General features: G+C 66.9%; 21 protein-coding genes. 12 read left to right on the top strand and 9 right to left on the bottom strand.

The features are described from left to right. Positions 1-37: 37 nt before the first annotated feature. The gene (locus ABF821_RS10680) at positions 38-2260 is read right to left on the bottom strand and encodes a glycosyltransferase (protein ID WP_415529991.1); all 2223 of its coding nucleotides are present in this window, start codon (positions 2258-2260) and stop codon (positions 38-40) included. Positions 2261-2692: 432 nt separating this feature from the next. Between ABF821_RS10680 and xseA the strand changes: the two genes are divergently transcribed. From xseA to ABF821_RS10665, 3 genes are all read left to right on the top strand, one after another. Continuing rightward, positions 2693-4150: an exodeoxyribonuclease VII large subunit gene (xseA, locus tag ABF821_RS10675; protein WP_415529990.1), complete on the top strand. Its 1458-nt coding sequence runs from the start codon at positions 2693-2695 to the stop codon at positions 4148-4150. An 80-nt stretch (positions 4151-4230) separates the two neighbouring features. Next, on the top strand, positions 4231-4617 hold the full coding sequence (locus ABF821_RS10670) for a hypothetical protein (RefSeq protein ID WP_415529989.1): 387 nt from the start codon (positions 4231-4233) through the stop codon (positions 4615-4617). Positions 4618-4864: 247 nt separating this feature from the next. Beyond that, on the top strand, positions 4865-5350 hold the full coding sequence (locus ABF821_RS10665) for a DNA-binding protein (protein WP_415529988.1): 486 nt from the start codon (positions 4865-4867) through the stop codon (positions 5348-5350). Positions 5351-5459: 109 nt separating this feature from the next. Here the strand turns inward: ABF821_RS10665 and ABF821_RS10660 are convergent, their stop codons facing one another. Further along, positions 5460-5846 (bottom strand): hypothetical protein, encoded by a 387-nt coding sequence (locus tag ABF821_RS10660; protein ID WP_415529987.1) that lies wholly within the window; start codon positions 5844-5846, stop codon positions 5460-5462. A 198-nt stretch (positions 5847-6044) separates the two neighbouring features. Between ABF821_RS10660 and ABF821_RS10655 the strand changes: the two genes are divergently transcribed. Next, positions 6045-6830: an OmpH family outer membrane protein gene (locus ABF821_RS10655; protein WP_182973129.1), complete on the top strand. Its 786-nt coding sequence runs from the start codon at positions 6045-6047 to the stop codon at positions 6828-6830. A 161-nt stretch (positions 6831-6991) separates the two neighbouring features. Here ABF821_RS10655 and ybaK read toward each other — a convergent pair whose 3' ends face one another. The 7 genes from ybaK to ABF821_RS10620 form a co-directional block, all read right to left on the bottom strand. Then, positions 6992-7483 carry a Cys-tRNA(Pro) deacylase gene (gene ybaK / locus ABF821_RS10650; RefSeq protein ID WP_182973130.1) on the bottom strand — a complete coding sequence of 164 codons (492 nt, stop codon included), beginning with the start codon at positions 7481-7483 and terminating at the stop codon, positions 6992-6994. 31 nt (positions 7484-7514) lie between these two features. Further along, positions 7515-8258 (bottom strand): SDR family NAD(P)-dependent oxidoreductase, encoded by a 744-nt coding sequence (locus tag ABF821_RS10645; protein ID WP_415529986.1) that lies wholly within the window; start codon positions 8256-8258, stop codon positions 7515-7517. A gap of 23 nt (positions 8259-8281) precedes the next feature. Further along, complete coding sequence (gene purF, locus ABF821_RS10640; protein WP_220793805.1) at positions 8282-9823, bottom strand: amidophosphoribosyltransferase; 1542 nt, start codon at positions 9821-9823, stop codon at positions 8282-8284. Between the two features lie 88 nt (positions 9824-9911). Then, complete coding sequence (locus tag ABF821_RS10635; protein ID WP_415529985.1) at positions 9912-10442, bottom strand: CvpA family protein; 531 nt, start codon at positions 10440-10442, stop codon at positions 9912-9914. Between the two features lie 171 nt (positions 10443-10613). Beyond that, positions 10614-11039 carry a phosphoribosyl-ATP pyrophosphatase gene (locus ABF821_RS10630; protein ID WP_415529984.1) on the bottom strand — a complete coding sequence of 142 codons (426 nt, stop codon included), beginning with the start codon at positions 11037-11039 and terminating at the stop codon, positions 10614-10616. A gap of 69 nt (positions 11040-11108) precedes the next feature. Then, the gene (gene metH / locus ABF821_RS10625) at positions 11109-14615 is read right to left on the bottom strand and encodes a methionine synthase (RefSeq protein WP_415529983.1); all 3507 of its coding nucleotides are present in this window, start codon (positions 14613-14615) and stop codon (positions 11109-11111) included. A 69-nt stretch (positions 14616-14684) separates the two neighbouring features. Beyond that, positions 14685-15977, bottom strand: a complete 1293-nt coding sequence (locus tag ABF821_RS10620; protein ID WP_415529982.1) for a lipopolysaccharide biosynthesis protein — start codon at positions 15975-15977, stop codon at positions 14685-14687. 51 nt (positions 15978-16028) lie between these two features. Between ABF821_RS10620 and ABF821_RS10615 the strand changes: the two genes are divergently transcribed. The 8 genes from ABF821_RS10615 (at position 16029) to ABF821_RS10580 (ending at position 23406) form a co-directional block, all read left to right on the top strand. Beyond that, positions 16029-17144 (top strand): hypothetical protein, encoded by a 1116-nt coding sequence (locus ABF821_RS10615; RefSeq protein ID WP_415529981.1) that lies wholly within the window; start codon positions 16029-16031, stop codon positions 17142-17144. Continuing rightward, positions 17141-18328 (top strand): hypothetical protein, encoded by a 1188-nt coding sequence (locus tag ABF821_RS10610; RefSeq protein WP_415529980.1) that lies wholly within the window; start codon positions 17141-17143, stop codon positions 18326-18328. Before ABF821_RS10615 ends, ABF821_RS10610 begins: the two co-directional genes overlap by 4 nt. Before the next feature lie 131 nt (positions 18329-18459). Further along, positions 18460-19839: a PLP-dependent aminotransferase family protein gene (locus tag ABF821_RS10605; RefSeq protein WP_415529979.1), complete on the top strand. Its 1380-nt coding sequence runs from the start codon at positions 18460-18462 to the stop codon at positions 19837-19839. 53 nt (positions 19840-19892) lie between these two features. Continuing rightward, positions 19893-20210 carry a putative quinol monooxygenase gene (locus ABF821_RS10600; protein WP_415529978.1) on the top strand — a complete coding sequence of 106 codons (318 nt, stop codon included), beginning with the start codon at positions 19893-19895 and terminating at the stop codon, positions 20208-20210. A gap of 20 nt (positions 20211-20230) precedes the next feature. Continuing rightward, positions 20231-21454: a Tm-1-like ATP-binding domain-containing protein gene (locus ABF821_RS10595; protein WP_415529977.1), complete on the top strand. Its 1224-nt coding sequence runs from the start codon at positions 20231-20233 to the stop codon at positions 21452-21454. Then, positions 21441-22271: a phosphoenolpyruvate hydrolase family protein gene (locus ABF821_RS10590; RefSeq protein ID WP_182973138.1), complete on the top strand. Its 831-nt coding sequence runs from the start codon at positions 21441-21443 to the stop codon at positions 22269-22271. Before ABF821_RS10595 ends, ABF821_RS10590 begins: the two co-directional genes overlap by 14 nt. Positions 22272-22333: 62 nt before the next feature. Then, positions 22334-22945 carry a nitroreductase family protein gene (locus ABF821_RS10585; RefSeq protein WP_182973139.1) on the top strand — a complete coding sequence of 204 codons (612 nt, stop codon included), beginning with the start codon at positions 22334-22336 and terminating at the stop codon, positions 22943-22945. A 68-nt stretch (positions 22946-23013) separates the two neighbouring features. After that, the gene (locus tag ABF821_RS10580; protein WP_415529976.1) at positions 23014-23406 is read left to right on the top strand and encodes a hypothetical protein; all 393 of its coding nucleotides are present in this window, start codon (positions 23014-23016) and stop codon (positions 23404-23406) included. Positions 23407-23604 lie beyond the last annotated feature (198 nt).

Genomic DNA, 23604 nt, shown 5'->3' with positions numbered 1-23604 from the left:
GGCTGGTCCGGGGTTCCGGGCGATGGCGCGGGCGATGTCACGATCCTGCCCCCTGAAGTTCGGCACGCGCCAGGCTGGCGGCGGGATGCCGGGTGGCCGCGGCGGCTTCGTAATACCGGCGCGCGTCGTCGGGCCGTCCGGTTATCTTGTAGAAATGGCCGATCTGAAGAGTGAGATCGGGATCGTCGGGGCGCATGCCGAGCGCCCGCAGATAAAACCGTTCCGCCACGGCCATCGCCCCTGTTTCCTTGAGCATATGGGCACATTGAACGGTATAGTCGAAATGATCCGGTTGCAGCAGCAACCCCTTTAAATAGAGCCTGGCCGCGCCCGCCCATTGGGCTTCGTCACGCGCAACGTCGCCGGCGCGGAAAAGACGGCGGGCACGAACCTTGCCCAGAACAGCGCGGCCGCGCCCCCCTGTCAGCAGCCTTTCGATCTCCGATACCGGAAGCGGCGGATTTTCCTGGTCTTCGGTCTCGTGCTCGACCGTGAAACCGCGATGTGCGTTCCGCAGTCTGGCACCGCCGAACGTCACCGTCCCTGTGAAAGCCTGGCGGGGATGGATGCGAAACGTGACCGGGGCGGATGCGTCCGTCGTCTCGAAGGTGACGCCGGCGGGGGGCATTTTCTCTCCCGGCCGGCATGTCAGGCAGTCGCGACCAACGACGTGCGTGCCGTTCACGACAGCTTCGATATCGACCGTCAGTTCGCCTGGGGTGTGGAGCGTGATGTCGAGGATGAAGCGTATCCGATAGGCGCCGGCGGGCAGGGTGATGGAGGGGCCGGTGACAAGGGGCCTGGCAGGATAACGCCGTGCCGTGCCAGTGGAGCCGGATTGACGCGCAGGCGTGGTGATGACGGCGGGAAAGCACTGGAAATCCGCTGGGCTGATTGGAAGGTCGGTATCGTTTTCCGTCGCCAGGGCCGCATAGCGCCGGGCTGTCGTCATCTCGGTGTGTGCGCGTGTCAGCCTGAGGTCGTGAAGCGAGGTGATGTTGATATGGCTGTCATAGGCCAGGTCGGCTTCGCTGCTTTGCGGAAAATGCTCGGCCGCGCGATGCCATTCGCGCACGACCTGCCGGAGGATGGCGGGATAGCGCTCAAGCGACGGTTCGCCCAGATCCGCGTCGGGCGCCGATGCCGCCTTGTCCTGCCGGCCGGTCGGAAACACGCCGGCCAGGCCCGCGAGAATCTGATCGTTCGTGATCTCGGGCCGATAGCGGGGCAGGAGCGTTGCCTGGCATTCCAGAACGCGGCTGCGCACCGCCGGATCGTGCAGGGCCGCGATGGCGGATGCGAACATGTCGATATCAAAATGCCGGAAAGCGAAAGGATGGCCATCCAGCAGGGTTTCCAGCGCCGTCACCGCCCAGGCGACCACCGGAACGCCAGCAAGCAGCGCGCCGAAGACATCGTGCCCGAAGCCCTCATGTTCGGAAAGACTGAGACATGCGTGCGACCGGGTGTGGAGATCGCGCAACGTGCTCTGTGAAATGCCTTCATGCAGCACGATTTTGCAGTCTGCCGTTTCGATGCTGTCGCGCAGGGCACAGGCATAAGGTGTGGGATCGTGGAAGCCATTGCCCACGAAATGGAGCGTGAGAGGGCGGCCGGTGAGCGCCATGACCCGCTCGGCGACATGGATGGCGTTGATCTGCCCCTTGTGGGAGGCGACGTGTCCGATGACCAGCACGATCGTTTCGTGGGGGGACGTGTCATGCGCCGTTCGTGCTTCTGGTGTCGCCTGTTCCGCGACGGCATGTGTTGCGGGAAAGACGACGCGGCTTCGGTCGGCCCGGCCACCCAGGGCACGGAACTGTTCGCGCGTGAAAGGCGAATTGCACCAGATGTGGATGTGGGGGTGGCGCGCGATCTCGGCAATGGTTTCGTAGCCCGCCAGGGCGGCGTGTGCATCGGCATTCTGCCGGCCGAACGTGAACCAGGGAGGTGTCGCGTTATGCCAGCGCAGGATCACGGGCGCGCGCCGGCTGGTCAGAAGATCGAGGAGCGGAAGCGGGCCGTCCCGGTAATGGACAAGGAGGACGGCATCGTCATGTTCCGCGCACCAGCGCGGAAGATCGGCCGGGGAGGCGATGTCGGAGGTCGGGGACGTGCCGGAGTCAGGCTGGTCGGTAAAGAGCGTTACCGCCTGGTCAGGGAAATGATCGCGCAGGAACCGATATTGCGCGGCACAATCGAACCAGGCCGGATCGACGGGGTCGGAGAGATGGGCGGTCCATAAAGCAATTTTCATCATATTGCCCTGGTTATTGCCAAAATGAAGTGTCCAGCCAACGAAAACGCGCATCAGGCGGCATAAGGCGCGGGAGGTGGCGCCTGATCGGGAGAAGGGAAAAAGCGGGCCGTCGGCACCGCGTCGGCGGCGACCGGGTGCATTGCGCGCGCATGGCGGGCAGCGCGCCGCCGTCGCTGATCACTGCCGGGGCGCCAGACGCCATCGTGTCCGGCCCGGCAGGCCGTTCTTGACTCGACATCGGCACTTTTCAGACAGTCTTTTAACGGTGTTACCCATTACGCCCTATCGGTAACAGAGGCAACCGTCCGGGGCCGGCCGGGATGGGGTGTGACGGCTGGAAAGCGGCGACCACGCCGGCGGCACCGTCGGGAATGAGTCCGGTCGGGTCTGTCCGGTCTTTCGGGATCGGCGCGTCTATCCTACCTTACGGCGATGGACGAAACGCTTCGCACCTCCGGTGGCCCCGGACCGGGTAACGTGCCCGAATATTCAGTCTCCGAGATTTCGGGGGCGATCCGTCGTACGCTTGAGGGGACCTTCGGCCGCGTGCGCGTGCGGGGCGAGATTACGGAATTCAAACGCTATTCCTCCGGCCATCTTTATTTCTCGCTGAAGGATGAGAGCGGGAAGATCTCGGGCGTCGTCTGGCGCGGGTCGGTGTCGCGGCTGGGGCTGGTGCCGGAAAACGGGCTGGAAATCATCGCGACCGGCAAGGTCTCGTCGTATGGCGAGCGCTCGTCCTACCAGTTGATCGTCGAGCGGATGGAGTATGCCGGCGAAGGGGCGCTGCTGGCGCGCATCGAGCGGCTGCGCCTGAAACTGGCCGCCGAGGGGCTGTTCGATGCCGCGCGGAAGCGGGCGCTGCCGTTCCTGCCCGATGTGATCGGCATCGTCACCTCCGCGCAGGGGGCGGTGCTGCATGATATCCGCACCACCGTCGCCCGGCGTTTTCCGCGCCGGCTGCTGGTGTGGCCGGTCGCCGTGCAGGGTGAAGGGGCCGCGGCGCAGATTGCCGCCGCCATCGCCGGGTTCGATGCGATCGACGGGCGCGGGGCGGTGCCGCGCCCCGATGTGCTGATCGTCGCGCGCGGCGGCGGGTCGCTGGAAGACCTGATGGCCTTTAATGACGAGGCCGTGCTGCGGGCGGTGGATGCCTGCCGCATTCCGCTGATTTCGGCGGTGGGGCATGAGACCGACACCACGCTGATCGATTACGTCTCCGACCGGCGCGCGCCCACCCCCACGGCGGCGGCCGAGATGGCGGTGCCGGCGCGGGCCGAACTGGTGGCCGATCTGGCGCATCGTGTCGCGCGCCTGACCAGCGGGTTGACCCGCCTGACGCAGACCACGCGGCTGCGGCTGGACCGGGCGGCGGCGCGGATGCCCGACCTGCCGTCGCTGCTGGCCACGGCGCGGATGCGGGTGGACGACCGGGGCGAGCGGCTGGACCGCGCATTGCCGGGGCTGATCGAGCGGCGGCGCGCCGCCCTGCTGGCGACCGGGCGCATGATGCCCTCGCCGCTGCTGCTGACGGGGCCGGCACGGGCGCGGCTGGACCTCGTGGCCAGTCATCTGCTCTCGGGCCTGCGCCAGGCGCTGCGCGACCGCCGGGCGCGAACCGACCGGATGCGCCTGTCGGCGGCGCCGCTGGCGGGGATGGTGCGCGAACGGCGCGCCCATCTGAACGGGCTGGCGGGGCGGCTGGAGTCGCTGTCGCCCATGGCGGTGCTGGAGCGCGGCTATGTGCTGGTGCGCGATCCGTCAGGCGTGCCGGTGACCCGCGCGGCCGACGTGCGGCCGGATGGCCGGCTGGAACTGACATTCGCCGATGGCGTGGCGGAGGTTCGCGCGCTGCGGCCCGACGGGTCGCAGGGGCGGCTCGATCTTTGACCCTGCGGGCGATAAGACGGATGATGGACCGGACCGGATCGGCTTGCCCGATAGCCGGCCGGAGGACACAGGATAGAGCCATGAACACACGTCTCCGGTCTTCTTTCGCGCGCTCGGTCGGCCGGGTGGCGCTGGGCGCGCTGCCGGTTCTGGTTCTGCTGGCCGGCTGCGCCCAACCCCCCGCGCGGGTGGCGAGCCAGCCAGTGCGGCATCCGCCCTTGCAGTTCGCGCCGGGAACGGTGACGGAAGCCCCGCCGCCCGCCAACGAGGCGCAACTGGTGAACGATCCCTCCGCGCCGCTCGATACGCCGCTCTGCGGTGCCGCGGCGCATGCGACGCAGGCCATGGCGGCGCGGGTGAATCCGGCGCCGCTGGCGTCGGGGAATGCCTGCGTGGCCAATGCGTGCTTTGATCCGCTGACCGGGACTTATATCGGTGCGGACGGGGAGCGGCATATCTGTCGTTGAGTATTTGTTCTTTTTTGAAAAAAAGAACCAAAAAACTTTTGATCTGTTTAGGACTTTTCTGCGCGGGTAGAGAGCGTTCTTAAACGAATAAAAGTCTTTTTGCTTCTTTTTCTTCAGAAAAAGAAGGCTCTTCCTTTACCCACGCGCCAACACAAGCCGGATCGCATAGGGCTTATCCGGAAACACGCCTGTGGTCGGTGCAGGTTATGATTGACAGCCGAAGCCACGGGGCAACATCGTTGCGGGGATGAGCGGCCTCACTCCTCCGGATGGCGCCAGTGACGGCCTGGCGACCGTTCACGTTTTTCCGCTGCGGCGCATGTTGCCGCTGGTCGATGCTGCGCTTTATCTGGGCATTCCCGCGCGACGGCTGCGTATGTTGGGCCTGCTGCATGCGGGGCCACGCCCGGCGGCGCGGAACGGGCGGACCCTGATGTATCGGGTCGAGGACCTGGATCGCTACGTGACGCAATTATACGGTCGGGCCAGGATTTCGGCGGGAGAAGAAGCGCGGCAGCGGCAGGAATGGCGGGCGCGGATCGCGGCGCCGCCCGTGCGGGGCGCACGCGGGCGCCCGGCCCGGCTGATCGACCCCTGCATGCAGGCTTTGACGCTGGATGCGTTGGTATCGTCTGGCGGGCCGCTGGGGCTGAAGCTGCTGTTCGCCTCGGGGCTGGGGCTGATCTTTCTCTCTCATACGCCGGTGATGTGGCGGCTGTATGCGATGTTGTGATGCTTGCCCGCAGATGGGTGTGACGTCGGGAACATTTGCATCACGCACCGACGCCACAACCGTGGATTGCGCTCGAATTACAGCGGAATTGTGGCTTTTGGGGCGTTTGTCAGCAGGCTCCGGCGCAGGGTGGTTCCGGCGGCGGCAGCAGGCCGCCGGTCAGGCCGGGCGGGCGCATGGAGGGCTCGGGCGCGCGGGCGCCGGGTGGTGGCGGGGGCACGATCTGCGGCACGTTCGGCGGCAGGCTCTGCACGTCCATCGGCTGGGCCTGGGGGATGGGCTGGCCGCGATAATAGAGCGGCCCGCGATAGCTCTGCGGCAACTGGGCCGCATTCAGCCGGTCGACCAGCGAGTCGCCTGTTCCATCGGGATAGGCGGAGTGCGATGGCCGGGGGGCCGAGGCCGGTGCGTGGCGCGCGGAGGACAGCGCCGGCGGCAGGCACAGGGCGGCGAGGGTGAGGCAGCCGGCAATCTGCCGATGGAGACGCGGGTTCAAGGCGACGGACCCTTTCAGAGTGGGAGAGAGGGCGAGTATGGCATGTTCCGGGGTTGATCGTCGTGCCTGCATGTACGTGTTTGAACGGCCGAGGACTGGTCAGGCTCCCGGTGATCGGCTAGGCAGGGCAGCATTGCTGTTCTGCTGTTTCCGGCCTTCGCGCCGTCGCGTTTGCTCCCTGCCTTACGGATTGCGATCATGACCGATATTTCCCGGCCCTCGTGCCGCCGGCTTCTGGCTGGATTCTTCGTTGTGACCGGGATGGGCGCCGTCCTGACCCCCGCTTTCGCGGCGGCGCCGGCGGCGCGGACAGCGCATGCGGCAGCGCCCGCGCCCGCGGCGGCTTCAGCCCCTGCCTCCGCTCCCGCAGGTGCCGACCAGCAGCCGCTTCTGCCCGCGCCGCCGGTGCCCGATTTCGCGCCGTTGCCGCCTGGCGCCAAGCCGCCCGCGCCGATCGTGGGCGTGTTCGATACCGATGCGATCATGCGGCAATCGGTTGCGATCCAGGAAGTCGAGAAGGAAATGGCCGCGCGGCGCGATGCCCTGATCCGCGAGGTGCGGACCGAGGAACAGCAGCTTCAGACCCTGCGCCAGCAGATGATGAACGCGCCCAGGGCCGAGGCGGAGGCCCAGCAGCGCGCCTTGCAGCAGCGCGCGGCGGCCGATCAGCGCAAGTTCGGCAATCGCAACCGCATTCTGGAGGAAGATATCCAGATCGCGTTGAATCAGGTTCAGCGTGAAATCGCCCAGGTGGTGCATACCGTGGCGAAGGCGCGCGGGCTGACGCTGGTGGTGCAGTCGGGCCTGACCGTGCTGCATGGGCCGCAGGTCGATATCAGCGACCAGGTGGCGAGCCGGCTGAATGCCATTCTGCCGCATGTCTATCTGCCGGCGGCGAACGAGGACCCGGAAGTGATCGCGAAATCGGGCAAGTTCCCGACCGCGCCGGTACAGATGACCGACCCGCAGCAGCAGCAGGGATAAGAAGGCGTTCTTCTGCAAGAAAAGACCCAAGAAACTCTTGAATCTTTAGAACGTGATGCGGCCCGACAAATGGCCGCCTCACGTCCTGAGCCTCGCCTGCCGCAAGCAGACCGAAAAACGGATAAAAGTCTTTTTGCTTCTTTTTCTTCAGAAAAAGAAGATCACTCCGCTGTCAGATCCGCCAATATGGCCGCGCTGGCGCGCAAGGCGTCGGCCGGTACCAAGCGTACCTGCAAGCCGCGCTGGCCGCCATTGGTATAAAGATAGGGCAGGTCGGCGGCCTGCCGCGCGAAGGCCGTGGGCACGCGCTTCTTCTGCCCGAACGGGCTGATGCCGCCGACGCGGAAGCCGGTGATGCGCTCGGCATCGGCCGGCTTCATCATCCTGGCGCTCTTGCCGCCGAAGGCGGTGGCCAGTTTCTTCATGCTGACTTCGTGGTCCGACGGCACGACGACGCATACCGCGTTGCCGTCGATTTCCGCCATCAGGGTCTTGAAGACGCGGGCCGGGGGTTCGCCGATCGCTTCGGCGGCCTGGACGCCCAGGCGGTCGGCGTCGGGGTCGTAGCTGTAGAGTACGGCGGTGAAGGCGATTCCGGCGCGGGTGAGGGCCAGCGTGGCCGGCGTGCCGGGGGTCTGGGGTTTCTTGGCCATGAAGGTGTCATAACAGGATCGGGCGCGCGCGTCAGGCTCTCGCGTGTGCCGTGATCCGTTGGCCGTGGCGCTGTTCGTCGGGCCGGCACAGGGCGGCGATGGCGGCGGCGGCCTGTTCGGGCCGGGGCAGGGCGGACAGGTCGGCGGCGGGCATGGCCTGCACCCGCAGGCGGGTGGCGACCGGGCCGGGATCGTAGAGATTGACCCGGAGCGCCGAGTCCGGCCCGATTTCGTCGGCCCAGGTCAGCACCACGGCCTCCATGGCCGCTTTCGAGGCGGCCATCATGCCCCAGAAACTGGCGGGGCGGGTGGTGTGTCCGTCGGTCAGGAACAGGGCGCGGCCGGCGGGGGCGCGGTCCAGCAGGGGGGCGGTGGTGCGGATCAGCCGCCAGGCGGCGGTGGCGTTGACCGCGAGCGTGGTGTCCCAGTCGGTGTCGCGCATGTGGGTGACGGGCGTGAGCACGCCCAGCATGGCGGCGCAATGGACCAGCACGTCCAGCCGGCCGAAGCGGGCGGCGATCGAGGGGCCCAGCGCGTCGATCGCGGCGCCGTCGCGCAGGTCCATGGGCAGCAGGGTGGCGGGCCGGCCGGTGCGGCGGGTGATCAGGTCGTCGGTTTCCTCCAGCCCGCCCGGCGTGCGGGCGGTGAGGATGCAGTGCGCCCCGGCCTCGGCCAGGGCCAGGGCGGTGGCGCGGCCGATGCCCCGGCTGGCGCCGGTGATTAGGGCAATGCCGCCGGGAGCGACACTGCCGGGAGGGGCGCTATCCGGCGGCATGCGGCCTCAGCCCCGGCAGGGGATCACGCGGCGTCGGAATGCGGGTCGCCGCCGGCGGCTTCGTAATCGACCAGGGCGATCGGGTAGTCGCCGGTGAAGCAGGCATCGCAATAGCGGCCGGCGGCGGCGTCGCGTCCCTCATGGCCCAGGGCGCGGTACAGGCCGTCGAACGAGATGAAGGCCAGGCTGTCCACGCCGATCAGTTCGGCCATTTCCTTCAGGTCGTGGCGGGCGGCCAGCAGCTTGCTGCGCTCGGGCGTGTCGATGCCGTAGAAGCAGGAATGCGTCGTGGGCGGCGAGGAAATGCGCATATGCACTTCGCGCGCGCCCGCCGCGCGGACCATGTCCACGATCTTGCGCGAGGTGGTGCCGCGCACGATCGAATCGTCGACCAGCACCACGCGCTTGCCGTCCAGCACCGGGCGGTTGGTCGAGTGTTTCAGCTTGACGCCCAGATGGCGGATCTGGTCGGTCGGCTCGATGAAGGTGCGGCCGACATAATGGTTGCGGATGATGCCGAGTTCGAAGGGAATGCCGCTGGCCATCGCATAGCCCATGGCCGAGGGCACGCCGGAATCCGGCACCGGCACGATCACGTCGGCGTCCACCCCGCTTTCGCGGGCCAGTTCGACGCCGATGCGCTTGCGCGCCTCGTAGACCGGCACGCCGTCCAGCACCGAGTCCGGGCGGGCGAAATAGATATATTCGAACACGCAGAAGCGGGCCTTCCGCTCGCCGAAGGGCTTGACCGAGCGCACGCCGTCATTGTCGATGATGACGACTTCGCCCGGCTCGACATCGCGGACGAATTCCGCGCCCACGATGTCCAGCGCGCAGGTCTCGCTGGCCAGCACCCAGGAGGGCGGGGCGGACTCGGTTTCGCCGGGGATGCGCCCCAGGATCAGCGGCCGCACGCCCAGCGGGTCGCGCACGCCGATCAGCGCCTCGCGTGACAGCACGACCAGCGAATAGGCGCCCAGCACCTGCTTCAGCGCGTCGATCAGCCGGTCGATCACCGAGGCGTAGAGCGAAATCGCGATCAGGTGGATGAACACCTCGCTGTCGGTCGTGGACTGGAAGATGCAGCCACGGCGGATCAGGGCGCGCTTCAGCGTCTCGGCGTTCGTCAGGTTGCCGTTATGCGCCACCGCCAGGCCGCCGAACTCGAAATCGGCGAACAGCGGCTGCACGTTGCGGATCAGCGTGGCGCCGGTGGTGGCGTAGCGGTTGTGGCCCACCGCCCGGTGGCCGGGCAGGGTGGCCATGACCCGTGCGTCGCCAAACACGTCGCCGACCAGCCCCAGCCCCTTGTGGGTGTGGAAACGCTCGCCGTCATACGACACGATGCCCGTGGCTTCCTGCCCGCGATGCTGGAGCGCATGCAGGCCGAGCGCCGTCAGCGCCGAGGCGTCGTTGACGTTCCAGACGCCGAAGACGCCGCATTCCTCATGCGGCTTGTCGTCGTCGTGCCACTGCGGCGGCACGTCGTCGCGGTGGCCCGACGGACACGCGGCGGCCGGGCTGCATGAGGTGGCGGCCTGCGGGACGGTGGGGCGGATCGGCATGATCAGTTCTCTCTTTCCTCGGCTTGCGACCGGGCGAAGACCCTGGGCAGGCCCCAGGGAGGCGAAGGGGGGAGGTCCCGTTCAGGGGTCATATCGGGGCGTCATGGCGCGTCTGCATCGGTTGCGCAAGGCGTGACTGCATGGAAATGGGCAGGAGCCCGCTCAGAAAGAAGGCCCCCCGTGCAACGAAAGCGGTTACCCGTGCGTCCTGCACCGGCTGGGGCCAATCCATCGGGGCCACTTCCGTCCCGACCGCGATGTAGAGCGCGGCCAGAAGAACGTAGCCACGCAGGCCGCCGAACAGCAGGCCCAGCATGCCGTTCAGCCCCCCGAAAACCGAATCGCGGACGAGCTGGCCGAGAAGATGGGCCACCAGCGTGAAGACGATCAGCAGCCCGATAAAGGGCAGGACGAAGCTGGCGGCGGTGGCAACCAGCGGATTGTCGATCCAGGGCGCGAGCGCCTGATGCACCGGGTCCATCCAGCGCAGGGCCAGGACCAGCGCGCCGGCCCAGGTCGCCAGACCCAGGATTTCGCGGACCAGGCCGCGCGCCCACCCGAACAGCGCCGAGGCCAGCACGACCAGTGCCGCCGCCAGATCCACCCAGGCCCCGTTCATGGACCGGGATCGGCCACCGGGCCGGATGCTGGCGAAAAAGGGACCCGAGACATGAGGGGCAGGGCTGTCCTTGTGCTGCGGCGGGCCGTCATGGCCCGATGAGGCGCGATCCAGGCGCGCTTATGCCACCCGTTTTCCTTTGAAGCCAAAGGAAAGATCGCACCCCCGCCATCAGGGCAGCTTGGTGGACTGGATCTTCCACGGCCGGCCCAGGGCGCGCCCGGCCGACTGCCCGGCACGGCGGCGCGGCGTGTTGTTCAGCATCATCAGCAATTCGCCGACCTGGGTGCGGCGGTCCAGTTCGGTCCAGACAGCGCCGGCCGAGAGGTTCCGCGCCGCCCAGATCCGCATCAGGCTGGTCAGCACATGGGCGCTCTCGCGGATGAGCTGGCTCCTGTCGCCGGCGATCAGCCCCACCACGCAATGGTCGCCATGGACGCCGAAGGCGCGGGTCATGCGGCGGATGTCGCGCTCCGTGGGCGGGGGCGCCTGGGCGGCATCGTGCGACAGTGCCTGCCACAGGGCCTCGACCGCCTGCCGTGCCTCGGGCGCGGCGGCGGTGTCGTCATCCGGCGGTGGAAGGGGGGAGGGTGCCATCCCGCGATGATGCCGGGGGCGGGATCATGCGGTCAACATCATGCGGGGGCGGCGAGTGGCGGTCTTGCGTCAGATCGAAAAATATTTCGCCTGCGGATTGAGGACGACCAGTGCCGAGGTCGATTGCTCGGGGTGCAACTGGTAGCCGTCGGTCAGCGACACGCCGATGCGTTCGGCATCCAGCAGCTTCAGGATCGGCTCCTGGTCCTCCAGCCGGGGGCAGGCGGGGTAGCCGAAGGAATAGCGCGATCCGCGATAGCCCTGCTGGAGCAGCTTCGCCATGTCGCGGTCGTCCTCGGCGGCGAAGCCCAGTTCGGCGCGGATGCGCTTGTGGGTGTATTCGGCCATCGCCTCGGCCATCTCGACCGAGAGGCCGTGCAGGTAGAGGTAATCCTTGTAGCGGTTGGCTTCGAACCATTCGCGGGCCATGTCCGACGCCTTCTGCCCCACGGTGACGACCTGCAACCCGATCACGTCGCGGGCTTCGTCATCCACGTCGCGCACGAAATCGGCGATGCAGGCACCGTCCTCGCGCGGCTGGCGGGGCAGGGCGAAGCGGGCCACCTCGGTGGTGCCGTCCTCGGCGAACAGGATCAGGTCGTTGCCCTGCCCCGCCGCCTTCCAGTAGCCGTAGGAGGCCTGGGGCCGCAGGATGTCGTGCTCGGCCGCCAGCGCCAGCATGCGGCGCAGCACGGGGCGCAGTTCCTGCTTCGCCCAGCCCATGAAATCGTCCAGCGAGCGGCCCTGTTTGCGGAAGCCCCACTGGAATTGATAGAGCGACCGCTCGTTGAGGAATGGCAGCACGGCATCCGGCGCGGCTTCCAGCACCCTGGACCCCCAGAAGGGCGGGGTAAGGGCCGGTTCGCCCTGCGTCAGGCGGTGGCGGCGGGCGCGGGCGGCGGCGAGATCGACGGGGCCGAAGCCGCGCTGCTCCTGTTGCTCCATGTCGCGGGGCCGCGAACGGGTGGCCTTGCCGGCGCGGCGGGAGCGGACGGCGGCGAGGTAATTGTCGAACTCGCCCTTCGCCACCTGGTCCATCAGCGACAGGCCGTCGAACGCATCGCGGGCATAGGCCACGCGGCCGTCGGTGCCGTAGGCGGCGGCGCAATCTTCCTCGACGTAATTGCGGGTCAGCGCGGCGCCGCCCAGCAGCACGGGCAGGTCCACGCCCTGGCGGGCCATCTCCTCGAGGTTCTCGCGCATGATCACCGTCGATTTGACCAGCAGGCCCGACATGCCCACCGCGTGGGCGTTGTGCTCGCGCGCGGCGGCGATCATGTCGGCGACCGGCACCTTGATGCCCAGGTTGATGACCCGGTAGCCGTTGTTGGTCAGGATGATATCGACCAGATTCTTGCCGATATCGTGCACGTCGCCCTTGACGGTGGCCAGCACGATGATGCCGCGCGCCTGGCCCTCGACGCGCTCCATGTGCGGCTCCAGATGCGCGACGGCGGCCTTCATCGTCTCGGCCGATTGCAGCACGAAGGGGAGCTGCATCTTGCCGGCGCCGAACAGTTCGCCCACCACCTTCATGCCGTCCAGCAGGATGGTGTTGATGATGTCCAGCGGCGGGATGGTCCGCATCGCCTCGTCGAGATCGGCTTCCAGCCCCTTGCGGTCGCCATCGACGATGCGATCCTTCAGCCGGCCTTCGACCGTCTCGGCGCGCACCTTCTTCACCGCGTCGCTGGCCTTGCGGTCGGCGAACAGTTCCAGCAGCTTTTGCAGCGGGTCGTAGCCCTCGGCGCGGCGGTCGAAGATCAGGTCTTCGGCCACTTTCACCTCTTCCGCCGGGATCAGGTGCAGCGGGCGGATCTTGGAGACATGGACGATCGCCGCACTCATGCCCGCGCGCACCGCGTGGTCGAGGAACACCGAGTTCAGCACCGCGCGCGCCGCCGGGTTCAGGCCGAACGAGATGTTCGACAGGCCCAGCACGATCTGGATATCGGGGAAGCGTTCATGGATCTGGCGGATGCCCTCCAGCGTCCACAGCCCCAGCTTGCGGTCGTCCTCGACGCCGGTGCCGATGGTGAAGGTCAGCGGGTCGATCATCAGGTCCGATTGCGGCAGGCCGTGGCGGTCGCAGGCGAATTCCACCAGCCGGGTGGCGATGCGCAGCTTGTCCTCGGCCGTCTTGGCCATGCCGACTTCGTCGATCGTCAGCGCCACCACGGCGGCGCCGAACTTGCGGGCCAGGATCATGCGATCGTGCGCGTGGCCCTCGCCATCCTCGAAATTGATCGAGTTGATGATCGCCTTGCCGCCATAGAGCTTGAGCGCCGCTTCGATGACCGGGGTTTCGGTGGAATCGATCACCAGCGGCGCGTTGACCGAGGCGGTGAAGCGGGTCACCACCTCGTTCATCTCGCGCATCTCGTCGCGGCCGACGAAGGCGGTGCAGATATCCAGCGCGTTGGAGCCTTCGCCCACCTGCTCGCGGCCCACGGCCACGCAGCCGTCCCAGTCGCTTTCTTCCTGAAGGGTGCGCCATTTCTTGGACCCGTTGGCGTTGCACCGCTCGCCGATCGAGAAATAGCTGTTTTCCTGCCGCAGCGGCACCTGCGTGTACAGGCTGGCGACCGAGGGAATCCAGACCGGGCGGCGGACGATCGGGGCGGGGCGGTGGCGGCCGGTGCCCTCGGCCCGGCGGCGCAGCATGGCGTCCAGCGCCGCGATATGCGGGGTGGAGGTGCCGCAGCAGCCGCCGACCAGATTCAGCCCGTCCTCGGTGATGAAGCGTTCCACCCAGCTTGCCATGTCGGCCGGCGAGAGCGGGTAGTGGGTCTGGCCGTTGACCAGTTCGGGCAGGCCGGCATTGGGCTGGATGGAGACCAGGCCCGGCCAGTTGGTGGCCAGCCAGCGCACATGCTCGGCCATTTCCTGCGGGCCGGTGGCGCAGTTCAGCCCCATCAGCGGCACGTCCAGCGCGTGGATGGCGGTGGCCGCCGCCGCGATGTCCGGCCCGACCAGCAGGGTGCCGGTGGTTTCGACCGTCACCTGTACGAAGATCGGCGTGTCGGTGCCGTGTTCGGCGCGGGCGATCTTCGCGCCGTTCACCGCCGCCTTGATCTGGAGCGTATCCTGGCAGGTTTCGATCAGCAGCGCATCGACGCCGCCTTCGATCAGGCCCCGGCACTGTTCGGCGATGCCGGATTCCAGCGTGTCGTAATCGATATTGCCCAGCGAGGGCAGCTTGGTGCCCGGACCGATCGAGCCGATCACATAGCGGTGGCGGCCGTCGGCGAAGCTCTCGGCGGCCTCGCGCGCCAGATGGGCGGCGGTGCGGTTGATCTCGCGCGCCCGGTCGGTCAGGCCGAATTCGCCCAGCGTGATGGGCGAGCCGCCGAAGGAATTGGTCTCGACCATGTCCGCGCCGGCTTCGAAATAGCCGCGATGGATTTCGCGCACCAGTTCGGGTCGGGACAGGTTCAGGATCTCGGTGCAGTTCTCCTGCCCCCAGTAATCGCGCTCGACATCGAGGTCGAGCACCTGCACGCGCGAGCCCATGCCGCCGTCGCAGAGCAGGACCTGGTCACGGAGGGCGTCGAGAAGGTGGGGGCGAGCGGTCATCGTGATCCTGCGATCCGGGCGGAAGGGGAAGCAGGTGTTATGCCCCAGCGCGGCCGCGTGTCCAGCCTGTTATGGCCGGACGGCCCGCCATGCCGCCGCCGCCAGCAGCATGAGGCGGAGCAGCGAGGACATGACCATGGCCACCGCGACGCCCATGGTGCCGAAATGCGGCATGAACGCGCCGAGCCCGGCGAACAGCACGAGCGTGCGTATGAGGCGAACCCGCAACGCCCGTCCGGCATGGCCGATCGCGAGCAGGGCCGGTTCGAAATTGACGCCGATCAGATCCAGCGCGGCGGCGATGCCCAGCACCAGCAGGAGCGGGAAAACCCCCACGGATTCCTTGCCCGCCATGAGGTGCAGCACCGGCTGCCCCAGGGCGAAAAGCATGACGAGGATGATGGCCGTGCTGCCGATTGCCAGCCGAGTGGAGCGCCCCAGCAGCCGCCGGATGCTGGCCCGGTCCTCTGTCGCGTGTGAGCGCGCGAATTCCGGCAGGACGGCGCGGGCGAACATTTCGGACACCCGCACCAGCGCCTGGCTGAGCTGATAGGCCAGGCGATAATGGCCGGCATCGGCGGCTCCGGTGGCGACGCCCACCACCAGCACGAGCATGTTGTTGCAGCCGGTGCCGACGATCGAATTCAGGTTGGTCAGCCAGGCAAAGCGCCAGATGCCGGGGTTTTCGGCGGGGGCGGACCAGATGGTGCGCAGGTTCATCGCGCGCAGGAAACCCGGCATGACCCGCTGCGCGCAGACCCAGTAGATGATGGCCGTGAAAATGTCGGCGACGGCCCAGGCGAGGAGAAAGCCCATGACCGTGGGAGCCCACAATACGGCCGCGACCGCACCGATGAAACGCATGATCGGTGTCGCCGCGTCGGCCATCGCGCCGATGCGGTAGCGGTCGCGCACGCGCAACACGCCGACCGCCGTGGAGCGAATGGACAGCAGGAGCACGAAGCAGAAGGCCAGCGCGGCGTGGGACAGGCCGTCCGACCAGCCGAGCAGCGGTTGCAGGAGCGTGACGCCGCCCCAGGCGATCAGGCATCCAGCCACGGCACCGGCGATGTCGAGCCCCAGGCAGAAGCCGATCAGGCGTGCCAGCGCGTCTTCGTTGCCGGCCAGCAGGTGGCGCGCGCCATAGCGGATGACGATCTGCCAGGTCTGGAAGCTGACGATCGCGGCGACGGACTGCGCGGTGCCGAAAATGAGGGTGAATTCACCGAAGCCCTCGCTTTTGAGCACCCGTACGGCCAGTCCCAAATAAATAAGGCTGAGTACTGCACCGACGCCCTTGCCGGCCAGGAGCCAGGAGACGTTCATCAGTGCGCGTTTGAGCGAACCCTGCTTGTTTTCCACCAATGTCAGAAGCTCTTGTTCTTTATAAATCCATGGCTTATGCGTCGGGATATGATCGAGGTCGCCTTCCTGTACATTGCCGAATCCTATCAATGCTATCACGCCGCGGCGATTGCTCTCGAACTGGCGCAATATGACGGCGTGAAGGTGACGAATTTCCATAACGACCCCGAAACGCCCTATCGCCTCGAACGTGTTCGCCAGGCCATGGGGGGCGCCGAAATCCCCTGTCATCGCCTGCGCCGGTCTATGCCGACGGTCGCAATGCAGTCAATCCGCCGGCTCGGCATGTTCAAGGACATGGTCCTGCGCGACAACGCATTGATGCTTGACCGATATGATGCAATTGTAACGGTGGAGGACACGGTCGCCTCCGCGCGGCGGCTCGGGATCACCCGGCCGAAGCTTATTTATATCCCGCATGGCTGTGGAGATCGGGCGCGCGGTTTTACCGAGGAGGTGCGGTCGTTTGATTATGTTCTGTTGCCGGGACAGAAATCGGCGCGGAGAATGCTCGCGTCCAGTCTGATCAAACCCGACAATCATGCGGTGATCGGTTCGGTCAAGCTGGAGACATGCGCCATATTGCCGCATGGCGATGGTCCTCTTTTCCCGGTGGCCCGGCCTACCGTTCTCTATAATGCCCACAAGGCGCGCGGCCTGTCGTCCTGGCGGCGGTTCGTCAAGCCGATGCTGCGGCAGTTCGCCGATCAGTCGGCGTTCAACCTGATCGTCGCGCCGCATACGAAGATGTTCCGCCGCCGCAGCCAGAAGGTGCGCGATCGGTGGAACGGGCTGGGCAATGCGACGACCCTGGTCGATACCGGGTCCAGCAAATGTGTCGATATGACCTACACGATGGCGGCGGATATCTATGTTGGCGATGTCAGCAGTCAGGTCTATGAATTTCTGAATACGCCAAGACCGTGCGTCTTTCTGAACGCGCATGATATTGCCTGGCGGGACGATCCGAACTTCCAGCACTGGCACCTGGGCGACGTTGTGGAGACGCCGGACGATCTTCTGCCCGCGATCAGGGCCGCCGAGGCGCGGCATGTGCTTTATCGCGCGCGTCAGGAGGACATGGCGGGCCGGTCCCTGGGGGATCGCTCTCCGGGTGCCGCGCGACGCGCCGCGATGGTTATTCGGGACATTCTGCGGACATGAAAATCGGTTTTCTCTTCAATCACGATGCCTTGCACCAGATCCCCCATACGGCGCCGATCATCGCGGAACTGGTGGCGTCGGGTGCCGATGTGTCGGTTTTCACGTCCTGCCTCGCACAGGAAAGCAGGGCGCGGGATTTCATTCCGGCCGGCCTGCCGGTGCGTTTCGTCCGGCTCGCGACCTCCCGCGCGGCGGAGATCATGAATGTTGTGACGCTGGGGGTGATTCCGTTCCGGCGTCTGGCGATCCTGCGGAAAAATTCTCCTTTTTTCCGAGACCTTGACGCGCTGGTGGTGCCGGAAACGACCTCCACGCGACTGAAGCGCCAGCCGGGACTGGGCGATCTGAAGCTGATCTACCTGCCGCATGGGGCGGGAGACCGGTCGGTGGGGTTCCATGAAGTGACCCGCCTGTTCGATTTCGTCCTGCTGTCGGGCAACAAGGTGCGCGACAGGATGTTGCGCAGCGCGTTGATCTCACCGGAGAACCATGCGGTCGTCGGTTATCCGAAGTTCGATACCGTGGATTTCGCGCATGCACCGCGCATCTTCGATAACGATCGGCCGACCGTCTTGTACAATCCCCATTTCGATCCGCTCCTGTCGTCGTGGGGGGCGATGGGCGAGAAGGTGCTCGATTACTTTGCCGGGCAGGACAGCTTCAATCTGATTTTCGCGCCGCATGTCATGCTGTTCAAACGGCGGCTGCATGCGTCGCTCGAACATCGGCGCATGCGGCTGCGCAAGGCGATTCCGCGTCACGTCCTGGACGCGCCGCATATCCATGTCGACATCGGGAGCACCCTTTCGACGGACATGACCTATACGCGCGCCGCCGATATCTATCTCGGGGATGTCAGCAGCCAGGTTTATGAGTGGATCTACAAGCCCCGGCCTTGTATTTTCATCAATTCGCACGATGCGGCATGGAAGGCCAATCCGGATTACGCGCATTGGTCGCTGGGCGAGGTGATCGACGGCGTGTCCGGCCTGCCGGGTGCGCTGGCGCGTGCCGTGGCCGGTAACGGCGGGTTCGCCGGCCTTCAATCCACAGCGTTCAGGGAGACGTTCTGCATGTCCGGCGTCCCGTCTTCGCGCCGGGCGGCGGATGCGATCAGGCAGTTTCTGGGGGCGCCCCCGGTCGCCTGCCCCTCGGACGCGCCGCTGCTTCAGAAAGCTCTGTAACCGCCTTCCCCGGCTGGCGGGGCGGGCCGCGAAGACCGTGTCGCCTTGCGGACGGAGGTGGGCTTTTCTACCGTCCGGGTTGCGCTGGCCGGACGATAGCGGCCTGTCATCCCCTTGAAGGAGCCATCGCGGTGCGTCGTCAGTCATCCTGGGCCTCTCATCTGGCAGACGGCATGGCGTCCCCGGCCGAGCGCCTGGCCGAGGCGCTGGGCGGCGACATCCTGTCCGGCGTGCTGCGAGAGGACGAGCGGCTGCCCGCCCATCGGCCCCTGGCTTGGCAACTCGGGATCGGCGTGGGGTCGGTGACGCGGGCCTATGCCATCCTGGAGCGGCGGGGGCTGGTGCGCAGCGTGCATGGGCGCGGCACCTTCGTTGCCGTGCGGCACGATGCGGCGAGGCCCATGCTGGACCTGGCGACGAACATGCCGCCGCCCATGTTCAGCGACCGCGCCCTGGCCCGCACGCTCAACCGGCTGGCGAAGCATGTCGATCCGGGCCTGTTCAACATCTATCCCCCCGTGGCCGGGCATCTGGAGCATCGGCGGATCATGGCCCACTGGCTGGCGGGAATGGGGGTCGCGGTGACACCGGACCGGCTGCTGCTGACCGGCGGCGCGCAGCAGGCGCTGAACGTGGCGGTCCATGTCGCCCGGCAGCATGTATCCTATGCCGTGGCCGAGGCGCAGACCTACCCCGGCATGCTGGGTGCGATGCGTCAGGCCGGGCTGGCGATCCGCCCCGCCGCCATGGATGGGCACGGCATGCGGCCCGCCGCGCTGGAAGCCATTCTGGCGGGCAGGCGCGGCGAACGCGCGATCGTCTATCTGACGCCGGAGATGCACAACCCGACCACGGCGACGATGGATCTGCGCCGACGCCGCGACATCGTGGCGCTGTGCCGAAAGTTCGATGCGCTGATCGTCGAGGATGCCGTGTATGTCCATCGGGACGATCCCGCGCGGCCCGCGCTGATGACGCTGGCGCCGGAACGCACGTTCCATGTCAGCAGCCTGTCGAAGATCCTCAGCCCCGGCCTGCGTATCGGCGCGCTGATCCCGCCTGAGCGGTATGCGGAGGCATGTCTGCCGGCGCTGCTGGCATCTTCCCTCATGATCGCCCCGCTCTCCTACGCGATGATGGCGCAATGGATGCAGGACGGAACGGCGGAGAGCGTGCGCGCCGCCCTGCATGCCGAAGCCGTGCGCCGTCAGGATCTCGTGCTGTCCGTGCTGGGCACTTGGGTCGTAAAGCCCGCCAGCCATGCCTTCCACGCCTGGTTGCCCCTGCCGGCCGGGCAGGCGGCGCGCGTGGTGGCGCAGGCACAGGCCCTGGGCGTGGCGCTGCCGCCGTCCGACGCCTTTCTCGGGGGCGAGGGCGTGAAGGGCACCGGGGTGCGCCTGGCGTTCGGCAACGTGACGTTCCGCGCCCTGCCGGAAGCTCTGGCGCGGGTCAGGCAGGTCTGCGCCGATAAAGCGGGAAAAGTGTCTCGTGACACTATGGCGATATCATGAAAGTGTGTTGCCCTGTAGGGTCCTGCCACGTTCATCCGTGACGGAGGCAGGTCATGCACGAGGAACAGCGGGGCGTCGTGACGGTGGTTGCGGCGTTTCACATCAATCCCGGCCATCTGGACGCGGCGCTGCCGGTGATCGCCGCCTGCGTGAAGGCGTCGCGGCAGGAGGCGACGAACCTGGCCTATACCTGCCGGCAGGATCTCGACGATCCGTCGCATTTCGTCTTCATCGAGCAGTGGCGGAGCGTGGCGGCAATCCATGAACATGAGAAACTACCGCATTTCCTGGCGGTGAAGGCGCTGTTCGAGAACGGGCTGGCCGGGTCTCTGCACGTGACCCTGCTGGGCGATGTCGACAGCCTGTCCTGATGACGGGGGGCAGGCACCTCATGGCATCGCACGTCTATATCCTGGGCACGGCGGACACGAAGTCTGACGAATTGCTGTTCCTGCGCGGCGTTCTGGCCGATCGGGGCATCAGCGGCCGGATCGTGGATGTCAGCACCGGCGGCATGTCGCCGGACTGCGTCGATATCGCCGCGCGGGTGGTGGCCGATTGCCATCCCGAGGGCGCGGCGGCGGTGTTCTGCGGCGAGCGCGGCCGGGCCATCGCGGCCATGTCCGAGGCCCTGCGGCGTTTTCTGCCGGCCCGTGACGATCTGGCCGGGGTGGTGGCGATCGGCGGGTCCGGTGGGGCCGCCGTCGTGGCGCCCGCCATGCAGGCGCTGCCCATCGGGTTGCCGAAGATCCTGGTTTCGACCGTCGCCTCGGGCAACGTGGCGCCCTATGTCGGCGATGTCGATCTTTCCATGGTCTATTCGGTGGTCGATCTCATGGGGCTCAACCGCATTTCGCGGAGCATCCTGACCAATGCCGCCAACGCCATGGCGGGCATGACGCGGCATCGTCCATCGCCGGATGCCGACCGGCATCCCGCTGTCGGCATCACCATGTTCGGCGTGACGACGCCCTGCGTCACCGAAGCCGTGCGGGTTCTGGGGGAGTCGTTCGAAAGCCTCGTCTTCCACGCGACCGGCACGGGCGGCCGGTCGATGGAGCGGCTGGTCGATCAGGGCGTGATCCGGGGGGTGCTGGATATCACCACCACCGAGTTCTGCGATTTCGTGGCGGGCGGGATCTTCGCCTGCCGGGCGGAACGGCTGGAGGCGATCGCGCGGACGGGCGTGCCGTATGTGGGAAGCTGCGGTGGGCTCGACATGGTCAATTTCGGAACCATGGAGAGCGTGCCGGACCATTATCGCGATCGGGTCTTCGTGCGGCATAATCCCTTCATCACGCTGATGCGCACGACGGCGGACGAATGCCGCGAGATGGGGCGGCTGATCGGCGAGCGGCTGAACCGATGCGACGGGCCGGTGCGGTTCTATTATCCCGAAAACGGGTTTTCGGAACTCGACCGGCCGGGACAGCCCTTTTACGATCCGGAGGCGGATGCGGCGTTTCGGGACGCGCTGCTGGCGACGCTCCGGCAGACGGCGCGGCGGCGCGTCGTCAGCATGCCCTGCGCCCTGAACGACCCCGCCTTCGCCCGCGCGATGGCGACGGACTTCAAAACCCTTTTCAAGGAGACACAGCCCCATGCCCAGAATTGAACGTGACGCCATCCTCGGCCGCCTGCGCGGGCTGATCGCGGAGCGCAAGCCCATCGTCGGCGGGGGCGCGGGCACGGGCCTCTCGGCGAAATGCGAGGCCGCAGGCGGGATCGATTTGATCGTGATCTATAATTCCGGCCGCTATCGCATGGCCGGACGCGGATCGCTGGCCGGTATCCTGGCCTATGGCAATGCCAACCAGATCGTCATGGACATGGCGCGCGAGGTGCTGCCCGTGGTGCCGGACACGCCGGTGCTGGCGGGGGTGAACGGCACCGACCCGTTCGTGGATTTCGACGTGTTTCTCGACGATTTGCGCCGTGTCGGCTTCTCCGGCATCCAGAATTTCCCGACAGTGGGCTTGATCGACGGCAATTTCCGCAAGAACCTCGAAGAAACGGGCATGAGCTACAGCCTGGAGGTCGATGTGGTGGCGCGCGCGCGCCGCAAGGACATGCTGACGACGCCTTATGTCTTCGACGTGGCGCAGGCGAAGGACATGGCCCGCGCGGGTGCCGATATCCTCGTCGCGCATATGGGGCTGACGACCGGCGGCAGCATCGGCGCCGAGACGGCTTTCACGCTGGAGGATTCGATCGCGCTGATCAACCAGATCTCCGATGCCGCGAAGAGCGTGCGCGACGATGTCATTCTCCTGTGCCATGGCGGGCCGATCGCGATGCCGGCCGATGCGCAGACGGTGCTGGATGCCTGCCCGGACTGCCACGGCTTCTATGGCGCATCGAGCATGGAGCGCCTGCCCACCGAAACCGCGCTGGTCGCGCAGACGCGCAACTTCAAGGCCATGACGCGGTGAGCCTCGTGTTTTCCGAACCTGCCGCCGCCGAGAGCGGGCCTGTACGAAAGGATGATCCCGCGATGGATCTTGATGTTGCCGCCTCCATCCGCAAACGTCGTGCGACCAAGGTGTTCGATGCCGCCCACCGCATGCCGGATGCCGACCTGGACACCATCCTCGGCCTCGCGCGGCGCATGCCCACCGCGTTCAATATCCAGAACTGGCGCTTTCTGGTCGTGACCGATCCGGACCTCCGCCGGCAGATCCGCGCGGTGGCGTGGGACCAGCCGCAGGTGACGGATGCCTCCGCCCTGCTGGTGCTGTGCGCCGATATCAGGGCGTGGGAGAAGGCGCCGGAACGCTATTGGGCAAATGCCGACCAGTCGGTGCGCGATTTCATGGTCGGGGCGATCGACCAGTATTATCGCGGGCGCGAGCAGGTGCAGCGGGATGAAGGCATGCGCTCCTGCGGCATGGCCGCCGGCGCGATCATGCTGCTGGCGGAAAGCATGGGCTATGCGACCTGCCCGATGGACGGCTTCGATTTCGCGGCGGTGGGGGAACTGATCCGGCTGCCGTCCGACCATGAGATCGTGATGTTCGTCGCCATCGGCAAGGCGGCGGCCGCGCCGTATCCGCCGGGTGGAATCATGCCCGAGAAGGAGATCATTTTCGCGAACCGCTTTTCCTGATCGCAGGATATCTGCCGCCTCCGCCTGCTTTCGTCTATCAAGGCGGAGAGCGGGGGCGAAGGACCATCATGCAAGGCGACGACGGGCGGATCGCATTGGACCTGATGGACGAGACCGCCTTCGCCCGCCTGTCGGGCGACGGCAAGACGCTGGTGCTGCGCATGGCGGGTACCGATGGCGGTGACGGGCAATGGCTGGATCAGCTTGTGCTGCCGGCGCCCGCGCCCTTCGCCCATGGTGGGGGTTGCGTCTGCTGCGCTCCGGACGGTGCGATTGCCGCCATGCTGGCCGATCTGTTCCGTACCCGCGTCACGGGCCAGCGCCCGTGGTTCGCGCGGGTCATCGTGGTGGTGCCCGCCGCGTTGCGCGAAGGCACGCGGCAGGCGCTGGAGGCCAACCGCGTGGTGGCGGCACGTTATCGCCCCGTCTGGTGTTCGATGGCGGGTGCGCCCGCGCCCTGAAGGCCGCTTGTATTAACCGTCCATTCGTCTTCGCGCTTTAGGGTCGCCTGACCGGCACCAGCGAAGGACGATCCGTGGCGCAGCCAGATCAGGAGGCAGATCAAGGGACAGGGGCGCGGCCGACGCCGACGATGATCCGCCTGTATGCGGCGGTCGCGGCGGCGCGCTTCCATGGCCTGTCGGTGGATGTACGCGATT

It is taken from the genome of Gluconacetobacter sp. (assembly GCF_047721585.1).
Lineage (GTDB): Bacteria > Pseudomonadota > Alphaproteobacteria > Acetobacterales > Acetobacteraceae > Gluconacetobacter > Gluconacetobacter dulcium.
This window is presented reverse-complemented; position numbering and strand designations above follow the sequence as displayed.

Bases quoted from the DNA above. Each gene is read 5' to 3' on its own strand.
- ABF821_RS10680 (WP_415529991.1), bottom strand. From the start codon at position 2,260: ATGATGAAAATTGCTTTATGGACCGCCCATCTCTCCGACCCCGTCGAT.
- xseA (WP_415529990.1), top strand. From the start codon at position 2,693: ATGGACGAAACGCTTCGCACCTCCGGTGGCCCCGGACCGGGTAACGTG.
- ABF821_RS10670 (WP_415529989.1), top strand. From the start codon at position 4,231: ATGAACACACGTCTCCGGTCTTCTTTCGCGCGCTCGGTCGGCCGGGTG.
- ABF821_RS10665 (WP_415529988.1), top strand. From the start codon at position 4,865: ATGAGCGGCCTCACTCCTCCGGATGGCGCCAGTGACGGCCTGGCGACC.
- ABF821_RS10655 (WP_182973129.1), top strand. From the start codon at position 6,045: ATGACCGATATTTCCCGGCCCTCGTGCCGCCGGCTTCTGGCTGGATTC.
- ybaK (WP_182973130.1), bottom strand. From the start codon at position 7,483: ATGGCCAAGAAACCCCAGACCCCCGGCACGCCGGCCACGCTGGCCCTC.
- ABF821_RS10645 (WP_415529986.1), bottom strand. From the start codon at position 8,258: ATGCCGCCGGATAGCGCCCCTCCCGGCAGTGTCGCTCCCGGCGGCATT.
- purF (WP_220793805.1), bottom strand. From the start codon at position 9,823: ATGCCGATCCGCCCCACCGTCCCGCAGGCCGCCACCTCATGCAGCCCG.
- ABF821_RS10635 (WP_415529985.1), bottom strand. From the start codon at position 10,442: ATGAACGGGGCCTGGGTGGATCTGGCGGCGGCACTGGTCGTGCTGGCC.
- ABF821_RS10630 (WP_415529984.1), bottom strand. From the start codon at position 11,039: ATGGCACCCTCCCCCCTTCCACCGCCGGATGACGACACCGCCGCCGCG.
- metH (WP_415529983.1), bottom strand. From the start codon at position 14,615: ATGACCGCTCGCCCCCACCTTCTCGACGCCCTCCGTGACCAGGTCCTG.
- ABF821_RS10615 (WP_415529981.1), top strand. From the start codon at position 16,029: ATGATCGAGGTCGCCTTCCTGTACATTGCCGAATCCTATCAATGCTAT.
- ABF821_RS10610 (WP_415529980.1), top strand. From the start codon at position 17,141: ATGAAAATCGGTTTTCTCTTCAATCACGATGCCTTGCACCAGATCCCC.
- ABF821_RS10600 (WP_415529978.1), top strand. From the start codon at position 19,893: ATGCACGAGGAACAGCGGGGCGTCGTGACGGTGGTTGCGGCGTTTCAC.
- ABF821_RS10595 (WP_415529977.1), top strand. From the start codon at position 20,231: ATGGCATCGCACGTCTATATCCTGGGCACGGCGGACACGAAGTCTGAC.
- ABF821_RS10590 (WP_182973138.1), top strand. From the start codon at position 21,441: ATGCCCAGAATTGAACGTGACGCCATCCTCGGCCGCCTGCGCGGGCTG.
- ABF821_RS10585 (WP_182973139.1), top strand. From the start codon at position 22,334: ATGGATCTTGATGTTGCCGCCTCCATCCGCAAACGTCGTGCGACCAAG.
- ABF821_RS10580 (WP_415529976.1), top strand. From the start codon at position 23,014: ATGCAAGGCGACGACGGGCGGATCGCATTGGACCTGATGGACGAGACC.